Origin of the sequence: Klebsiella sp. EMBS2024 (genome assembly GCF_036233805.1) — a bacterium.
In the GTDB taxonomy this organism is placed as follows: domain Bacteria; phylum Pseudomonadota; class Gammaproteobacteria; order Enterobacterales; family Enterobacteriaceae; genus Klebsiella; species Klebsiella pneumoniae.
In genome coordinates, this window is the sequence record NZ_JAZARW010000001.1 from 4512780 (window position 1) to 4528240 (window position 15461).

The 15461-nt window shown below is 55.8% G+C and carries 15 protein-coding genes; 6 read left to right on the forward strand and 9 right to left on the reverse strand.

Translation table 11 applies throughout. The features are described from left to right. Positions 1–100: 100 nt before the first annotated feature. The 5 genes from VZP09_RS20665 to VZP09_RS20685 all read left to right on the forward strand — a co-directional run bounded on the left by VZP09_RS20665 (position 101) and on the right by VZP09_RS20685 (position 4220). Positions 101–520 (forward strand): GNAT family N-acetyltransferase, encoded by a 420-nt coding sequence (locus tag VZP09_RS20665; RefSeq protein ID WP_004151539.1) that lies wholly within the window; start codon positions 101–103, stop codon positions 518–520. Between the two features lie 99 nt (positions 521–619). Then, the gene (locus VZP09_RS20670) at positions 620–1798 is read left to right on the forward strand and encodes an MFS transporter (RefSeq protein ID WP_004181598.1); all 1179 of its coding nucleotides are present in this window, start codon (positions 620–622) and stop codon (positions 1796–1798) included. Then, on the forward strand, positions 1773–2732 hold the full coding sequence (gene yidZ, locus VZP09_RS20675; protein WP_004211197.1) for an HTH-type transcriptional regulator YidZ: 960 nt from the start codon (positions 1773–1775) through the stop codon (positions 2730–2732). The genes VZP09_RS20670 and yidZ overlap by 26 nt, the downstream gene beginning before the upstream one ends. Positions 2733–3041: 309 nt before the next feature. Continuing rightward, on the forward strand, positions 3042–3617 hold the full coding sequence (locus VZP09_RS20680; RefSeq protein ID WP_004145098.1) for a 4'-phosphopantetheinyl transferase family protein: 576 nt from the start codon (positions 3042–3044) through the stop codon (positions 3615–3617). Between the two features lie 36 nt (positions 3618–3653). Then, a complete protein-coding gene (locus tag VZP09_RS20685; RefSeq protein WP_004151543.1) occupies positions 3654–4220 on the forward strand; it encodes an NADPH-dependent FMN reductase in 567 nt (188 codons plus the stop codon). 45 nt (positions 4221–4265) lie between these two features. Here VZP09_RS20685 and VZP09_RS20690 read toward each other — a convergent pair whose 3' ends face one another. Then, a complete protein-coding gene (locus VZP09_RS20690) occupies positions 4266–5603 on the reverse strand; it encodes an NCS2 family permease (protein WP_004145100.1) in 1338 nt (445 codons plus the stop codon). Positions 5604–5772: 169 nt separating this feature from the next. Between VZP09_RS20690 and yieH the strand changes: the two genes are divergently transcribed. After that, complete coding sequence (gene yieH / locus VZP09_RS20695; protein WP_032415837.1) at positions 5773–6438, forward strand: 6-phosphogluconate phosphatase; 666 nt, start codon at positions 5773–5775, stop codon at positions 6436–6438. A gap of 79 nt (positions 6439–6517) precedes the next feature. Here yieH and VZP09_RS20700 read toward each other — a convergent pair whose 3' ends face one another. From VZP09_RS20700 to pstS, 8 genes are all read right to left on the reverse strand, one after another. Then, positions 6518–7237: a glucosamine-6-phosphate deaminase gene (locus VZP09_RS20700; RefSeq protein ID WP_004901614.1), complete on the reverse strand. Its 720-nt coding sequence runs from the start codon at positions 7235–7237 to the stop codon at positions 6518–6520. 49 nt (positions 7238–7286) lie between these two features. Then, positions 7287–8453 carry an alpha/beta hydrolase-fold protein gene (locus tag VZP09_RS20705; protein ID WP_020805039.1) on the reverse strand — a complete coding sequence of 389 codons (1167 nt, stop codon included), beginning with the start codon at positions 8451–8453 and terminating at the stop codon, positions 7287–7289. 38 nt (positions 8454–8491) lie between these two features. Then, complete coding sequence (locus VZP09_RS20710) at positions 8492–10126, reverse strand: carbohydrate porin (protein ID WP_328795386.1); 1635 nt, start codon at positions 10124–10126, stop codon at positions 8492–8494. 477 nt (positions 10127–10603) lie between these two features. After that, positions 10604–11329, reverse strand: coding sequence for a phosphate signaling complex protein PhoU (phoU, locus tag VZP09_RS20715; RefSeq protein WP_004145007.1), 726 nt, complete (start codon positions 11327–11329; stop codon positions 10604–10606). Positions 11330–11379: 50 nt separating this feature from the next. Further along, positions 11380–12153 (reverse strand): phosphate ABC transporter ATP-binding protein PstB, encoded by a 774-nt coding sequence (gene pstB / locus VZP09_RS20720; protein WP_004145006.1) that lies wholly within the window; start codon positions 12151–12153, stop codon positions 11380–11382. 47 nt (positions 12154–12200) lie between these two features. After that, positions 12201–13091, reverse strand: a complete 891-nt coding sequence (gene pstA, locus VZP09_RS20725; RefSeq protein WP_004151547.1) for a phosphate ABC transporter permease PstA — start codon at positions 13089–13091, stop codon at positions 12201–12203. Then, positions 13091–14050, reverse strand: coding sequence for a phosphate ABC transporter permease PstC (gene pstC, locus VZP09_RS20730; protein ID WP_004145004.1), 960 nt, complete (start codon positions 14048–14050; stop codon positions 13091–13093). Before pstC ends, pstA begins: the two co-directional genes overlap by 1 nt. 128 nt (positions 14051–14178) lie before the next feature. After that, positions 14179–15219 carry a phosphate ABC transporter substrate-binding protein PstS gene (gene pstS / locus VZP09_RS20735; protein ID WP_004150308.1) on the reverse strand — a complete coding sequence of 347 codons (1041 nt, stop codon included), beginning with the start codon at positions 15217–15219 and terminating at the stop codon, positions 14179–14181. Positions 15220–15461: the final 242 nt, after the last annotated feature.

Below are 15461 nucleotides of genomic sequence, written 5' to 3' on the forward strand. Positions count from 1 at the left end.
CACTAACCCGTATTAACGCCGCGTTAATACGGGTTTTTTCTTGCCCTTTGCNACGCAACGTTCTCTACTTTTATCTCCCCCTCTGCCGCGAGACTAAAACATGACCGTTGAATATACCGTGATCGAGAAGGTGCCCTCCGCCGAAGCGTTTTGCCACCTGCGGGTAGCCGCCGGCATGTCGCCGCGCCCCCTGGAAGGCGCCAGAGCCGGACTGCCGCATAGCTGTTATGGCGTACATATCCTCTGGCAGGAGACGCCGATCGCGATGGGACGCATCGTCGGCGACGGCGCGATTAATTTCGATATTGTCGACGTCGCCGTCGATCCGGCTCACCAGGGAAAAGGCCTTGGCCGGCTGGTGATGGAGAAGCTGGTCGCCTGGCTGGACGCTAACGCCTTTGATGGCGCCTACGTTACGCTGGTGGCGGATGTGCCGGAACTGTACGCGAAGTTCGGCTTCGAAAGCGTTCGCCCGGAGAGCGAGGGGATGGCCCGCGTCTGGCGAACCCGCAGTCGTTAGCTCGCATTTCCTGCCAGGAAAAGAGCGTTGTCCAAATGGCAACTCGTCTTACGGCGCGTTCCTCACTATGCTGAACGCCATTCACATCGCGAGGATCCCATGACACGCTTTCTTCTCTGCAGCTTTGCCCTGGTTCTGCTCTACCCCTCCGGCATCGATATGTATCTGGTCGGCCTGCCGCGTATTGCTCAGGACCTGGGGGCCAGCGAGGCGCAATTACATATCGCCTTCTCGGTCTATCTGGCCGGTATGGCCTCTGCGATGCTGTTTGCTGGCCGCATCGCCGACCGCTCGGGGCGTAAGCCTGTCGCTATTGTAGGTGCAGCGATCTTTGTTATCGCCTCCCTGATCTGCGCCCAGGCGCATACCAGCAGCCACTTCCTCATCGGACGCTTTATCCAGGGGATCGGCGCCGGCAGCTGCTACGTGGTGGCTTTCGCTATCCTGCGCGATACGCTGGACGACCGTCGCCGCGCCAAGGTGCTGTCGTTGCTCAACGGCATCACCTGCATTATCCCCGTCCTGGCGCCGGTGCTTGGCCACCTGATTATGCTGAAATATCCGTGGCAGAGCCTGTTCTACACGATGACCGGCATGGGCGTCATGGTCGCTGTGCTGTCGGTCTTTATCCTGCGTGAAACGCGGCCGACGGCGCCTCCGCAGGCAGCGTCACCGCAGCATGACGCTGGCGAATCGCTGTTGAACCGCTTTTTCCTCAGCCGCTTACTCATTACCACCCTCAGCGTGACGGTGATCCTGACCTACGTTAACGTCTCGCCGGTACTAATGATGGAAGAGATGGGGTTCGACCGGGGAACTTACTCAATGGCGATGGCTCTGATGGCGATGATCAGCATGGCGGTCTCCTTCTCAACGCCGTTCGCCCTGTCGCTGTTTAACCCCCGCACCTTAATGCTGACCTCACAGGTGCTGTTTCTGGCGGCAGGCGTGACGCTGAGCCTCGCCACTCGCCAGGCCGTCACCCTGATTGGGCTGGGCATGATTTGCGCCGGCTTCTCCGTTGGGTTCGGCGTCGCGATGAGCCAGGCGCTGGGGCCGTTCACGCTGCGCGCGGGCGTCGCCAGCTCGGTCCTCGGCATCGCGCAGGTGTGCGGTTCATCGCTGTGGATTTGGCTCGCCGCCATCATCGGACTCAGCGCAATGAATATGCTGATCGGGATACTCATTGCCTGTAGCATAGTGAGCCTTGTTTTGTTACTGGTCGTTACCCCGCCGCGGGTTGCGCAATACGATGAAGAAGCCGCTGTCGAGTCTTGATCTTAATTTACTCCTCTGCCTGCAGCTCCTGACCCAGGAGCTCAGCGTTACCCGTACGGCGAAGCGGATGAACGTTTCGCCGTCAGCGGTGAGCAAGTCGCTGGCCAAACTGCGCGCCTGGTTTGACGATCCGCTGTTTGTGAAAACTCCGCTGGGCCTGGCGCCCACGCCGCTGGTCAGCAGCATGGAGCAGGATCTGGCGGACTGGATGCAGATGGGCAACCAAATCCTCGATAAACCGCACCATACCATGCCCAGCGGCCTCAAATTCGAACTGGCGGCGGAAGCGCCGCTGCTGATGATCCTGTTTAACACCCTCTCTCAGCGCATCTATCAGCGCTATCCGCAGGCATTGATTCGTTTGCGCAACTGGGACTACGACTCCCTGGACGCCATCATCCGCGGTGAGGTGGATATCGGCTTCTGCGGACGCGAAAGCCATCCGCAGTCGCGTGAGCTGCTGAGCCTGCTGCCGTGGTATATCGATTTTGATGTGCTGTTCACCGACCTGCCGCAGGTCTGGCTGCGCGCCGATCATCCGGCGCTCAGGGAAGAGTGGGATCTGGCGGCATTCTTACGCTATCCGCATATCACTATCTGCTGGGAACAACGCGATACCTGGGCCCTGGACGACGTGCTGCAGGAGCTGGGGTATAAGCGTAACGTGGCGCTGACCGTGCCGGGGTTTGAGCAATCACTTTTTATGGCCGCTCAGCCGCAGCACACCATGCTGGCCACCGCGCCGCGCTACTGTCAGCACTATAATCAGCAGCACCAGCTGCCGCTCGTCTCCCGGCCGCTCCCCCTGGAGGCGCAGCATCTGGAAAAGCTGCGCGTTCCCTTCACCCTGCTATGGCATAAGCGCAACAGCTACAACCCGAAGCTTGTCTGGCTTAGAGATACGCTGAAAGCGCTCTATTCCGGTACGCTTTAAGCCTTGTTTCGTGCCCATAGCACCTTATTTGCGCAAGAATTTGTAAAATTCAAACAAATTCCCTTTTCAATGGGGGATTTCGGCATTAAAACCTGTTAATACCAGGCGATAATAGCGCCCGCAGTTTTATCCAGACCATTACTCACGGAGCGACGTATGGCAACGCATTTTGCAAGAGGGATACTCAGTACCGGGGAGCCGCTATCGACACGTTTGTCAGCGGCCTGTCATCAATCCGCACGTCTTCTCCCGACATATCGCCAGGCTCGCTTTTGCGCGTCGCGCTCGCTGCTTGCCGAGCTGCTGTTTATGCTTTACGGCATCAGCGAGCTGCCTGAAATCATCAACGAAGCGAATGGCCGACCGGTTTTTAGCGATCGCCAACTGCCCCGCTTTTCGATCGCTTATACTGGCAATATCGTTGGTGTTGCCCTCACCACCGAGGGGGATTGTGGCCTCGACATGGAACTGCAGCGCACTGTCCGCAGCCACGACGCCGACCGGCACAATTTCAGCAATAATGAGAATCTGTGGATTAACATACAGCATGACCCGGACGAAGCGCGCAGCCAGCTGGTAGCGCTGCGCCGCAGCGTGCTAAAGCTGACCGGCGAAGCATCAACGCAGCTGCAGCTGCTGCCCGGCTCTGGCCGCCTGCGCACCGCCGGCAGTCAGCCAATCGAAGCGGTATGTGACGCCGAATCGCTGCTGGTATGGTCCATTGCCGCTACCCCGAACATCGGCTCGCTGAAGGTCTGGGAATATGATGCTAAGGGAGGTGACTGGCGCAGCCTGGCAGATGCGCAGCAGCGCGCACGCGAACCGTCAGCCCGCCTGATGCGCTTTACCAGCTTACCCATGGAAAAAACCTTATCCCTCAATTGACCGGTCTTGCCGGCATCATGATCCAAAGGAGCAATCATGTCAGATACCTTGAAAGTGGTTACGTTACTCGGCAGCCTGCGTAAAGGGTCGTTTAATGGAATGGTCGCGCGCACCCTGCCCGGCATCGCGCCAGCGGGCATGGATATCTCCGCGCTGCCGTCGATCGGTGATATCCCGCTGTACGATGCTGATATGCAGGAGGAAGAAGGTTTTCCGCAGCGCGTGCAGGAGATTGCGCAACAGATCCGCGAGGCGGATGGGGTAGTGATAGTCACTCCAGAATATAACTATTCCGTGCCTGGCGGCCTGAAAAACGCCATCGACTGGCTGTCACGCCTGCCCGAGCAGCCGCTGTCCGGCAAACCGGTACTGATTCAGACCAGCTCAATGGGCGCCATCGGCGGTGCGCGCTGCCAGTATCATCTGCGGCAGATTCTGGTCTTCCTTGATGCGATGGTAATGAATAAACCGGAATTTATGGGCGGCGTCATCCAGAACAAAGTGGATCCGCAGGCGGGTGAAGTGGTCGATCAAAGCACCCTCGACCATCTGCGCGGCCAACTGACCGCTTTCGGCGACTATATTCGGCGGGTTAAAGCATAAAAAAAGCCCGGCAGCGATGCCGGGCTTTTTCATCATGCGTGCGGATTAATGTGCATCGATAAAGACAATTTTCAGCACGAACAGCAGCGAAACGATAATCACACACGGGCTGAGCTCGCGCAGCCGGCCGGTACCGATCTTCATCACGCAGTAAGAGATAAAGCCCAGGGCGATACCTTCGGTGATCGAGAAGCTAAACGGCATCATCACTGCGGTGATGAACGCAGGCACCGCCTCGGTCAGGTCGCTCCACTTCACGCGCGCGAGGCTGGAGGTCATCAGCACGCCAACGTATATCAGCGCGCCCGCGGCGGCATAGCCAGGAACCATCCCCGCCAGCGGAGAGAGGAAAATAACCAGCAGGAACAGGATACCAACGACAACGGCGGTCAGGCCGGTACGCCCGCCCACGGAAACGCCGGAAGAAGATTCGATATAGGCCGTCACCGACGAGGTACCGATGAAGGAGCCCGCCACCGACGAGACGCTATCGACAAACAGCGCTTGCTTCATGCGCGGGAATTTACCGTTGGCATCCGCGAGACCCGCTTTATCCGTCACGCCAATCAGCGTCCCGGAGGAGTCAAACAGGTTGACCAGCATAAAGGAGAAGATCACGCCGGCCAGGCCCAGGTTCAGGGAGCCCGCCAGATCGACCTGACCAATCACCGAAGCCACGCTCGGCGGCGCCGAGACGATCCCGGTGTAATGCACGTCGCCCAGCATCCAGCCCAGCAGGGTGGTCACAACGATAGAGACCAGTACCGCGGCGTGAATGTTGCGCGACGCCAGAATCGCGATGATAAAGAAGCCCAGCACGCCCAGCAGTACGCTGTGGGAAGTCAAATGACCAATGCTGACCAGCGTTTCCGGATTGGCGACAATCACCCCGGCGTTTTTCAGGCCCATCATGCCGATAAACAGGCCGATACCGCTGGTGATACCTACACGCAGGCTAAGCGGAATATTGGCGATCATCCAGTAACGTACGCGGAAGATGGTCAGCAGCAGCAGGCCCACGGCGCCCCAGAAGATGGCGCCCATGCCCACCTGCCACGGCAGCCCCATCGCCTGCACCACCACAAAGGCGAAAAAGGCGTTCAGGCCCATCGCCGGCGCCAGGGCGACCGGCAGGTTCGCGAACAGACCCATCAGGATACTGCCGAAAGCGGCAATCAGACAGGTGGTCACAAACACGGCGCTGGTATCCATGCCCGCTACGCCAAGAATTTGTGGGTTAACAAAAACGATATACACCATCGTCAGGAACGTGGTGAAACCGGCGATGGCTTCGGTGCGCACCGTGGTGCCGTGCTCGCGCAGCTTAAATACGCGCTCCAGCAGACCCTGGCCAGAAGACTGGCTGGTTTGTTGTTGACTCATTATCGGTTTCCGAACGTAAGGAGGGAAAATTCGAGGCTATCCTATACCAAATTACGGCACCAGGCGCGGTTGTATGGTAATTTTTTTCATTTATTTTGCTTATACGGCAACGATTGCGTCGCGGCATTGAGCATTACGAAAACGTTAAACTTGTTAATATGGAAAGGCTATGACTCAACCAGAAGCAGTATTTTTTGACTGTGACGGCACGCTGGTCGACAGCGAGGTGATTTGCTCCCGCGCCTACGTTCACATGTTTCAGGAATTCGGCATTACGCTGGACCTCGCCGAGATTTTTAAGCGCTTCAAAGGTGTGAAGCTGTACGAAATTATCGACACCATCAACGCTGAGTATGGCGTTAATCTGCAAAAGGCCACCCTGGAGTCGATTTACCGGGCGGAGGTCGCTCGCCTGTTCGATAGCGAGCTGGAGGTGATTCCCGGAGCCCAGGCGCTGCTGGATGCGGTAAGCGTCCCGATGTGCGTGGTTTCCAATGGCCCGGTCAGTAAGATGCAGCACTCGCTCGGACGCACCGGCCTGCTGCGCCATTTCACTGACCGCTTGTACAGCGGCTACGATATTCAGCGCTGGAAGCCCGACCCGGCGCTGATGTTTCATGCGGCAGAGGCCATGCAGGTAAAAGCCGAAAACTGTATTCTGGTGGATGACTCCAGCGCCGGCGCTCAGTCGGGGATTGCCGCCGGCATGGAAGTGTTTTATTTCTGCGCCGATCCGCACAACCAGCCGATCGATCATCCCAAAGTGACGACCTTTACCGATCTGGCAGAGCTGCCGGCATTGTGGCAGGCGCGCGGCTGGGATATCACGCGTTAAGGGCCTGGTGAGCGGCACGCTGGCATCGATGAACCCCCGCTATGCGTCTGCGTAAGCGGGGAATAGAACTAGCGGCTTTTTATTGCTGCAACTCCGCCGCCGCCGCTTTATCGGCAATAATCACCAGTGAAGGGTGCAATTTGAGCACTGAAGCCGGCACCTGCACGCTGACCGGACCTTCCACCACTTGCTTTAACGCGTGCGCTTTTGCCGCACCGCTGACAATTAGCAATAAATTTTTCGCCGCCATCACGCTTCTCGGCCCCATGGTGACATAGCTGTCTGGTACTGCCGAGATATCCCCGCCCATCTCGCTGTTAGCGATAAGAGCAATCATTTCCCCATGAATCGGCACTTCGACCGTCTGATCATGAAAGCGGGTGGTATTCGGCAGGTTGCCGCAAAAATGGCCGTCGGCCCCCAGCCCCAGCACCATCAGATCCAGACCGCCAGCCTCTTCCAGCTGGCGATCGTGCTGAGCGGCGTTGTCCAGCGTCAGCTTGTGAATGTTCTCTTCTTTGATCTGCGCCGGGGTAAAAAACAGCTGGCGCAAATTAGATATCGTGACGCCTTCTCGCGACTGGCCGCGAAAAGGGATCTCATCGAAGTTGTAATAGTGCACCCGATCATAGAATGCTTTGCCTTTCACGGCGGCGGTCAAATGCTCATACATCCGCTTTGGCGTGCTCCCCGCCGTCACCGCCAGATTCACCCGCCGCGGCGCCGTGATATAGCCCAGAACATGATGGCTGGCGACCAGGCTCATCTCTTCATAATCTTCGGTCACAATCATTTTCATCTTGTCGTCCTTCACAAGCACAAAACGGGGGCTGAAGGCCCCCTAAAGGTTATTTAAACAGTTTTTGCACAAACTCGGCGTAGGCCGGGCGCCAGACGTCCATTTCATGGTTCAGGCCGGGATACTGGTGGTAATCAAATTTAATCTGCTGTTTTTCCAGCTCGCTTTTCAGACCAGCAATGTCTTTACCGGTCACAGAATCTTTTTCCCCGACGACCACGGTAAAGTTACGCAGCTGCTTATTGATCGCGTCAGGCTGCTTCAGCTGCGCTTCCACGCCGGCATTCGGCACCGTGGTAGTCGTAACGCCGCTAAAGGTGGCGAGCCAGCCAAAGCTCTCCAGATGATTCATTCCGGAAACCAGCGCCTGATAACCGCCCTGCGAGAGGCCCGCCAGCGCCCGACCGTCGGCATCTTTACGCACGTTAAATCGGGCATCGATCAGCGGAATAATATCCTGCATGAGCTCTTTATCCGCCGCCTGCGCATTAAGTGGATAGAAGGTTTTGCGCCGCTCCTGCGGCGGGAAGTTTTCCGCGACCGCTTCCGGGATATCGGTTTCGGTATCCGGGACCACCACTAGCATCGGCTTAATCTTGCCCTCCGCCAGCAGGTTATCCATGATTTGCGGGATCCGCCCCTGATCGATGGCCGACAGGCCGCTGTCGCCAAAGCCATGATAGAAATAGAGCACCGGCAGCGGATCGCCGGTTCCGCTATAGCCCGGCGGCGTCCAGACATAGAGACGACGTTCGGCGTTCAGAGCCTTCGAGTGATAGGTGAGGGTGCGCAGATCGCCATGCGCAACCTCCCGATCGTCAAGAATACTGCCCGGCACCAGAATCAAACTGGTGTTCACCTGGCGCTGCGGCTTCTGATAGCGGCTGCCGGTATCTACCGAGCGGAAGCCATCCACATCGAAATAGTATTCATAGAGATTGGGCTTCATCGGCTCGCTTTTCCATGTCCAGACTCCGTCCGCTGCCTTGGTCATGTCGTGCGAGACAAAGGAGTCCGGCGTGGCGCCAGTCACTATCGAGACCCGCCGGGCATCAGGGGCAAACAAGCGGTAAGTGATACTCTTGTCCGCGTTAACCTGGGTGATAAAGTGGCTCACCGGCAGGCTTGGGTCCGACATCGCGGGTAATGGCGCCGCCTGGAGGGTAAACGCCGCGCCCGCCAGCGCCAGGGCGAAATAAATTGCATGTCGTTTCATCGTTGTTCCTCTTTCGTTGTGTCCGTTCAGTTATCGTCTTACCACCAGATTTCCGCCTGCGCCCCCACGGCAAACTGATCGTTCTTCCCGTCTTCAAAAATGCTGGTGGTATTATTCGCGGCCTTATCCAGGTCAATATCCTTCGCTTTAATATAGGTGGCATAGAAACGAATTTCCGGGCGCGAGGTCAGCATACTGGTATTGACTTTGAAGGTATGGAACAGCGTGGTCTTGTAGCCGGACTCGTTATATTTCTTGCCGGTAACATCTTTGTTTTGCTGTTTGAAGTACCCCAGCTCGACGCCGGTCTGGTTATATTTATCCCAGATATAAGCCGGTCGCAGAACCGTACGGATAGATTCAAAATCGGAGTGGGCTCCGGTTTCGTAGCTATAGACGTCGTTACCAAAAGAGTAGACGATGGCATTCGCCATAATAACGTCATCGCGTAAATAGGTTTCCCCCTGCGAGGTTAAGCGCACGGCGGTGCCATTGGTATGATCGCCATAATAGCGGCCATTAAAGGTGGTATAGGGGCTGGATCCGGCATAGCGTGAGAAGCTGCTGGCAATAGAGTTATTGGCCAGTAAGAAAGAGAATTCGTTAAAGCCGCCGTTAGCAAATTTCTGCGTTAACGAGGTACCAGCCATCCAGGTATCTTTCCACGGATAATAACCTTCATTGCCCTCTTTATATTTCTCAGAGGAACTTTGGTTGGCGGCGACATAGCGTCCGCTAACCATCAGGCTGGCTTTATCCCACAGCGGAATCTCTTTGTAGCGAACGTCCAGGGTGTTGGTGTTAATTTGCTGCTTATTGCTTAAAGAACGGTCATAATCATCGACATCTTCGCGAATCAACGCGATATCGAATTTCCCGGCGCCCACCTGCCAGTTTTCCAGCCCTACGCCGGCCGCCGCATCGGTTCTCTGCGTTTTCCAGTCCAGCATCTGGATTTCAATTTTTGGCGCCCCGTGTTTGCCAACCCAGAAATCGGCTTCCGGCGCAAACGGCAGGAACCCTTTGGTGTTAACATACATATCCGAGAATTGAATGTAGTTTTCGCCGCCGGCATTGTCACCAAACCAGCCAGTGGAATACTGCTGGCCGACGTTCCCGTCGAGCATCACGATGGCGTCGACGCGTTTATCGCCTTCCTGAAACACCCGCTGCTTCAGCTGCAGATCGAACCAGCCGGAATATTCATTACCCAGGCGGCCAAGCGAACCGATCGCCCATGATTTTGGCGAGCCGTGCGAGGCGGTCCCCCAGCCGGAACGGAAGTAGCCGTTATAGCTAAAGCCAATTTCATCTTTCACGAACTTGCTAAAGTCTTTCAGCGTCATCGCGCTGTAGGCTGGCGCGCCATCGGTGACAGGTTGTTGATTTTTAACCAGCACCGCATCCGGTTTAACCGCCGTTTTCGGCCCGGCGGTCGCCCCCCCGGTCTTGCGCTTCTGACCTTCCGCAGGTGGAGACCATGAGGCCCAAATCTGGTCTCTTTTTCTTTCCTGGTCCTGGTATTTTTTGAGCTCTTTTTGCGTGTCTTTGAGCGNTTTTTCCAGCAGCTCAAGCCGTTGTTCCACCGTCAACTGGCTCGCTAGCAGATTAGTTGAATAACAAAGTGGCGCCAGCAAGACTATCGCCGAAGCGATCCTGTTTTTTCTCATCATAATATTCCCTTATATAATCATTGGCGTAAATAAAACACGACAACAACCCTATTCCGTGCCGGTGCTAATAGCCGTATCCATACCGTTTGACGTCGCGACGGCTGTTATTTTTGCGGTTAGACAAAAACAAAAAAACCTGAAGAAGACCATCTGCCTTGGCAGATAATCCTCTTCAGGTTTTGCCCGCGCATCGCGGTAGCAACCCTCATTCAGCCATTATTGGCCCGCATAAAACAAAAAACCTGATATCGCCCCCAGGAGCAATATCAGGTTTTGCCTGCTGTCGCAGTCACAATCCGTTTAAACCATCCTGAGCGTTAAAACTCAGTGAGTGGCAGCTGATTGTTACGCGATAAAATGAATAACTCAAACGGGCAGATTGTTAATTGTGACGATAATCTCAGCAATCTCGCAGCCGCGGGGTAAAACATATCTAATTCTGATAAATCCATTTACCAGAATTAGACAGAATGATTATTACTCTTTCGGATCTTTGCCAGCAAGCAGTTTATCCAGCTCATCGCCGCCAACGTGACGGAAATCCTGACCTTTGACGAAGTAGAAAATATATTCGCAGATATTCTGGCAGCGGTCGCCGATACGCTCGATGGAGCGCGCGCAGAACAGCGCGGTCAGGACGCTGGGGATAGTGCGCGAGTCTTCCATCATGTAGGTCATCAGCTGACGCACGATGCCTTCATACTCCTGGTCGACTTTCTTATCTTCGCGATAGATACGTACCGCTTCGTCGAGATCCATACGCGCAAACGCATCCAGTACGTCATGCAGCATCTGCACCGTGTGGCGGCCCAGCGATTCGAGGCTCACCAGCAGCGGCTGGTGCTGCTGGGAAAACTTCTCCAGCGCGGTGCGGCAGATTTTATCCGCCACGTCGCCAATGCGTTCCAGCTCAGCGATAGTCTTGATGATCGCCATCACCAGGCGCAGGTCGCTGGCGGTCGGCTGGCGCTTGGCGATGATGCGCACGCACGCTTCATCGATAGCCACTTCCATCATGTTGACCTGCTTGTCGCCGTCGATGACGCGTTTCGCCAGATCGCTGTCCTGGTTATGCATGGCGGTGATGGCATCAGAGAGCTGCTGTTCCACCAGCCCACCCATGGTCATCACCTGGGTGCGGATATACTCCAGTTCAGCGTTGAACTGGCCGGAAATATGTTTGTTAAGATTTAGGTTGTCCATGGTGTCTCCTGATTGCCCAACTGGTGAGAGCCTGAAAGCACAAGGGCAAATCAACCGTAGCGGCCAGTAATATAATCTTCAGTTTGTTTCTTCGCGGGCTTAGTGAACAGGTCATCCGTGTTGCTGAACTCAATCAGCTCGCCAAGATACATAAATGCCGTATGGTCGGAGCAACGCGCAGCCTGCTGCATGTTGTGAGTCACGATAACGACGGTGTAGTCCTGTTTCAGCTCGGTGATCAGCTCTTCGATACGCCCGGTGGAGATCGGGTCCAGCGCGGAGCACGGCTCATCAAGCAGCAGCACTTCCGGGCGGATCGCGATACCGCGGGCAATGCACAGACGCTGCTGCTGACCACCGGAGAGAGAATACCCGCTCTGGTGCAGTTTATCTTTGGTTTCGTTCCATAATGCGGCTTTGGTCAGCGCCCACTGCACGCGCTCGTCCATATCGGCACGGGACAGCTTTTCAAACAGGCGCACGCCGAAGGCGATATTGTCGTATATGGACATCGGGAACGGCGTTGGTTTCTGGAACACCATGCCAACCTTAGCGCGCAGCAGGGCGATATCCTGGGTGTTAGTCAGAATGTTGTCGCCATCCAGCAGGATCTCACCTTCCGCGCGCTGCTCCGGATACAGTTCAAACATCTTGTTGAACGTGCGCAGCAGGGTGGATTTACCACAGCCTGACGGACCGATAAACGCCGTCACCTGGTTTTTGGTGATATCCAGGTTGATGTTCTTCAGGGCATGGAATTTGCCGTAGTAGAAGTTCAGGTTACGAACTGAAATCTTACCCGGAGCTGTATTCACCATACTCATCTCAATCTCTTCCTCATTCAGCGCAGCAGTTGCTGCGCCGCAAAAAATTAACCGTGTTTCTTCTTGGCGAAGATAACGCGCGCCAGGATGTTCAGCAGCAAGACGCACAGGGTGATAATCAACACCCCGGCCCATGCCAGTTGCTGCCACTCCGCAAACGGACTCATGGCAAATTTGAAAATGGTCACCGGCAGGTTGGCAATCGGCTGCATCATGTCGGTGCTCCAGAACTGGTTGGACAGCGCGGTGAACAGCAGCGGCGCCGTTTCCCCGGCGATACGGGCGATAGCCAGCAGGATCCCGGTCATAATCCCTGAGACGGAGGCTTTCAGGGTGATCGCCGAGATCATCTTCCACTTCGGCGTCCCCAGCGCATAGGCCGCTTCACGCAGGCTATCCGGCACCAGCTTCAGCATGTTTTCGGTGGTACGAATAACGATAGGCACCTGCAGCAGCGCCAGCGCGATAACGCCCGCCCAGCCCGAGAAGTGTTGCATCTGCGCCACCACGATGGTGTAGACGAACAGACCCACCACGATAGACGGCGCGGAAAGCAGAATGTCGTTGATAAAGCGGATGATTTCCGCCAGCACCGACTTGCGGCCATACTCCGCCAGATAAATTCCGGCGAGGATACCCAGCGGCGTACCAAATACGGTTGCCCACAGGATCAGCAGGCCGCTGCCGGCGAGGGCGTTAGCCAGTCCACCGCCCGCCGTATTCGGCGGCGGCGTCATTTCGGTGAACAGCGCCAGACTCATGCCGTCGAAACCGCGGGTTATCGTCGCCATCAGGATCCAGATAAGCCAGAACAAACCAAACGCCATGGTCGCCATCGACAGCGCCAGAGCGATACGGTTCTTCATGCGGCGTTTGGCCTGCATCTTGCGACGGGACTCCGCCAGTTCGGCGGTAGTTTGCAATTCAATGGTCGCCATTAGCGTGCCCCCTCATTCTTCGCGAGGCGCATAATCATAAACTTCGACGCGGCCAGAACGATAAAGGTGATAACGAACAGGATCAGGCCCAGCTCCATCAGCGCCGCCACGTGCAGGCCGGTTTCCGCTTCGGCGAACTCATTAGCCAGCGCGGAGGTAATACTGTTCCCCGGCATATACAACGAGATGCTGTCGAGCTGGTAGGTGTTGCCGATGATAAAGGTGACCGCCATGGTTTCACCCAGCGCGCGGCCCAGACCGAGCATCACCCCGCCGATCACCCCATTCTTGGTGAACGGTAAGACAATGCGCCAGATCACCTCCCAGGTGGTGCAGCCGATGCCATAGGCCGACTCTTTCATCATCACCGGGGTCTGTTCGAAAACATCGCGCATGACCGCGGCGATGTAAGGGATGATCATGATGGCCAGAATGACGCCAGCGGCGAGAATACCGATACCAAACGCCGGGCCGGCAAACAGCGCGCCGACGAACGGGATGGTCGACAGAACGTTGCCGACCGGCTCCTGGAAGTAAGTCGCAAACAGCGGGGCGAAAATAAACAGGCCCCACATGCCGTACACGATGCTCGGGATTGCCGCCAGCAGCTCAATCGCAATGCCCAGCGGACGCTTGAGCCAGGCGGGGGACAATTCTGTCAGAAACAGCGCGATGCCGAAGCTCACCGGAACGGCGATCAGCAGCGCGATAAAAGAGGTGACCAGGGTTCCGTAAATCGGGACCAGCGCGCCGAAGATCTCGTTAGGCGCATCCCACTCTTTGGTCCACAAAAAGGCAAAGCCAAACTTTTGAATGCTCGGCCAGGAAGAGATGATCAGGGAAACGATGATGCCGCCCAGCATCAATAGCACAATCAGCGCAGCCAGTTTTACCAGCGCACTGAAAATCATGTCACCCTTTTTCCCCGGAGGGGTAAATGCAGGCTTGGTTGCAGCCATAGATTACTCTTTACGTATTAAAACTTGTTCGAATAAATGCCCGGTGGCGTTGGCTGCCGGGCCTACAGTCTGAACCGTAGGGCGGGCAGCGCCTGAACGCCCCCGCCATCTTCGTCAAAAATCTACTGTTAGTACAGCGCTTTACCGCTGCTGTCTTTGACGTTGGTTTTCCATGCCGCGCGAACCTGCTCTACCACGCTTTCCGGCAGCGTCGCGTAATCCAGCGCATTCGCTTCTTTCCCGCCGTTTTTATACGCCCAGTCGAAGAACTTCAGCACTTCAGCGGTCTGTTCCGGCTTGTTCGTCGCCTTATGCACCAGGATGAAGGTGGTTGAGGTGATCGGCCATGCATTCTCGCCTTTCTGGTTGGTCAGGTCCTGAGCGAAAGACTTGCTCCAGTCAACGCCTTTTGCGGCGTTAGCGAAGTTGTCTTCAGTCGGGCTAACCGGCTTGCCGTCGGCAGAGACCAGTTTGGTGTAGGCCAGGTTGTTTTGCTTAGCGTAAGCGTATTCGACGTAACCAATCGAGCCCGGCAGACGCTGAACAAAGGCGGCGATACCATCGTTGCCTTTACCGCCCAGACCGGTTGGCCAGTTTACGGTAGAGCCGGCGCCGATTTTCGATTTCCACTCTTCATTCACTTTGGACAGGTAGCTGGTGAAAACGAAGGAGGTACCAGAACCATCGGCGCGGCGGACCACGGCGATGTTCTGCGACGGCAGCTTCAGGCCCGGGTTGAGCTTAGCGATCGCTTCGTCATCCCATTTTTTAATTTTACCCAGGTAGATATCACCGAGGGTTTTGCCATCCAGCACCAGCTCGCCAGATTTCACGCCAGGCAGGTTAACCGCCAGTACCACGCCGCCAATCACGGTGGGGAACTGGAACAGACCTTCCTGAGTCAGTTTGTCATCAGCCAGCGGAGCATCAGAAGCACCGAAATCAACGGTGTTGGCAATAATCTGCTTAACGCCACCAGAGGAACCAATACCCTGGTAGTTCACTTTATTGCCGGTTTCTTTCTGATAGGTATCAGCCCATTTGGCATACACCGGCGCAGGGAAAGTTGCGCCTGCGCCAGTCAGGCTTGCTGCTGCGAAGGCAGAGAAAGCGCTCATCGATAAGGTCGCGGCGACAACTGTTGCGACGGTGGTACGCATAACGTTCATAATGTCTCCTGCTGGGATTCGTAAATCATTGTTTCGAGGCTATGGTGAGCAAAATAGGTCAAAGAGGTGACAGTAAAATGTACGAATTATGACAGTTTTATGACAGGCCGGGAGAGTGGATTTTACGCCAAATAATACGCTTATAACTCAGATGGTTATCTTTAATCATGACCGTGCAATGTCAAAATAATTTTCTTTTTATGACGGCGAAATCGGACCGTAAAACGATCGTTTGTCATCTA

Coding starts and splice junctions, on each gene's coding strand:
- VZP09_RS20665 (WP_004151539.1), top strand. CDS start 101: ATGACCGTTGAATATACCGTGATCGAGAAGGTGCCCTCCGCCGAAGCG.
- VZP09_RS20670 (WP_004181598.1), top strand. CDS start 620: ATGACACGCTTTCTTCTCTGCAGCTTTGCCCTGGTTCTGCTCTACCCC.
- yidZ (WP_004211197.1), top strand. CDS start 1,773: ATGAAGAAGCCGCTGTCGAGTCTTGATCTTAATTTACTCCTCTGCCTG.
- VZP09_RS20680 (WP_004145098.1), top strand. CDS start 3,042: ATGCTTTACGGCATCAGCGAGCTGCCTGAAATCATCAACGAAGCGAAT.
- VZP09_RS20685 (WP_004151543.1), top strand. CDS start 3,654: ATGTCAGATACCTTGAAAGTGGTTACGTTACTCGGCAGCCTGCGTAAA.
- VZP09_RS20690 (WP_004145100.1), bottom strand. CDS start 5,603: ATGAGTCAACAACAAACCAGCCAGTCTTCTGGCCAGGGTCTGCTGGAG.
- yieH (WP_032415837.1), top strand. CDS start 5,773: ATGACTCAACCAGAAGCAGTATTTTTTGACTGTGACGGCACGCTGGTC.
- VZP09_RS20700 (WP_004901614.1), bottom strand. CDS start 7,237: ATGAAAATGATTGTGACCGAAGATTATGAAGAGATGAGCCTGGTCGCC.
- VZP09_RS20705 (WP_020805039.1), bottom strand. CDS start 8,453: ATGAAACGACATGCAATTTATTTCGCCCTGGCGCTGGCGGGCGCGGCG.
- phoU (WP_004145007.1), bottom strand. CDS start 11,329: ATGGACAACCTAAATCTTAACAAACATATTTCCGGCCAGTTCAACGCT.
- pstB (WP_004145006.1), bottom strand. CDS start 12,153: ATGAGTATGGTGAATACAGCTCCGGGTAAGATTTCAGTTCGTAACCTG.
- pstA (WP_004151547.1), bottom strand. CDS start 13,091: ATGGCGACCATTGAATTGCAAACTACCGCCGAACTGGCGGAGTCCCGT.
- pstC (WP_004145004.1), bottom strand. CDS start 14,050: ATGGCTGCAACCAAGCCTGCATTTACCCCTCCGGGGAAAAAGGGTGAC.
- pstS (WP_004150308.1), bottom strand. CDS start 15,219: ATGAACGTTATGCGTACCACCGTCGCAACAGTTGTCGCCGCGACCTTA.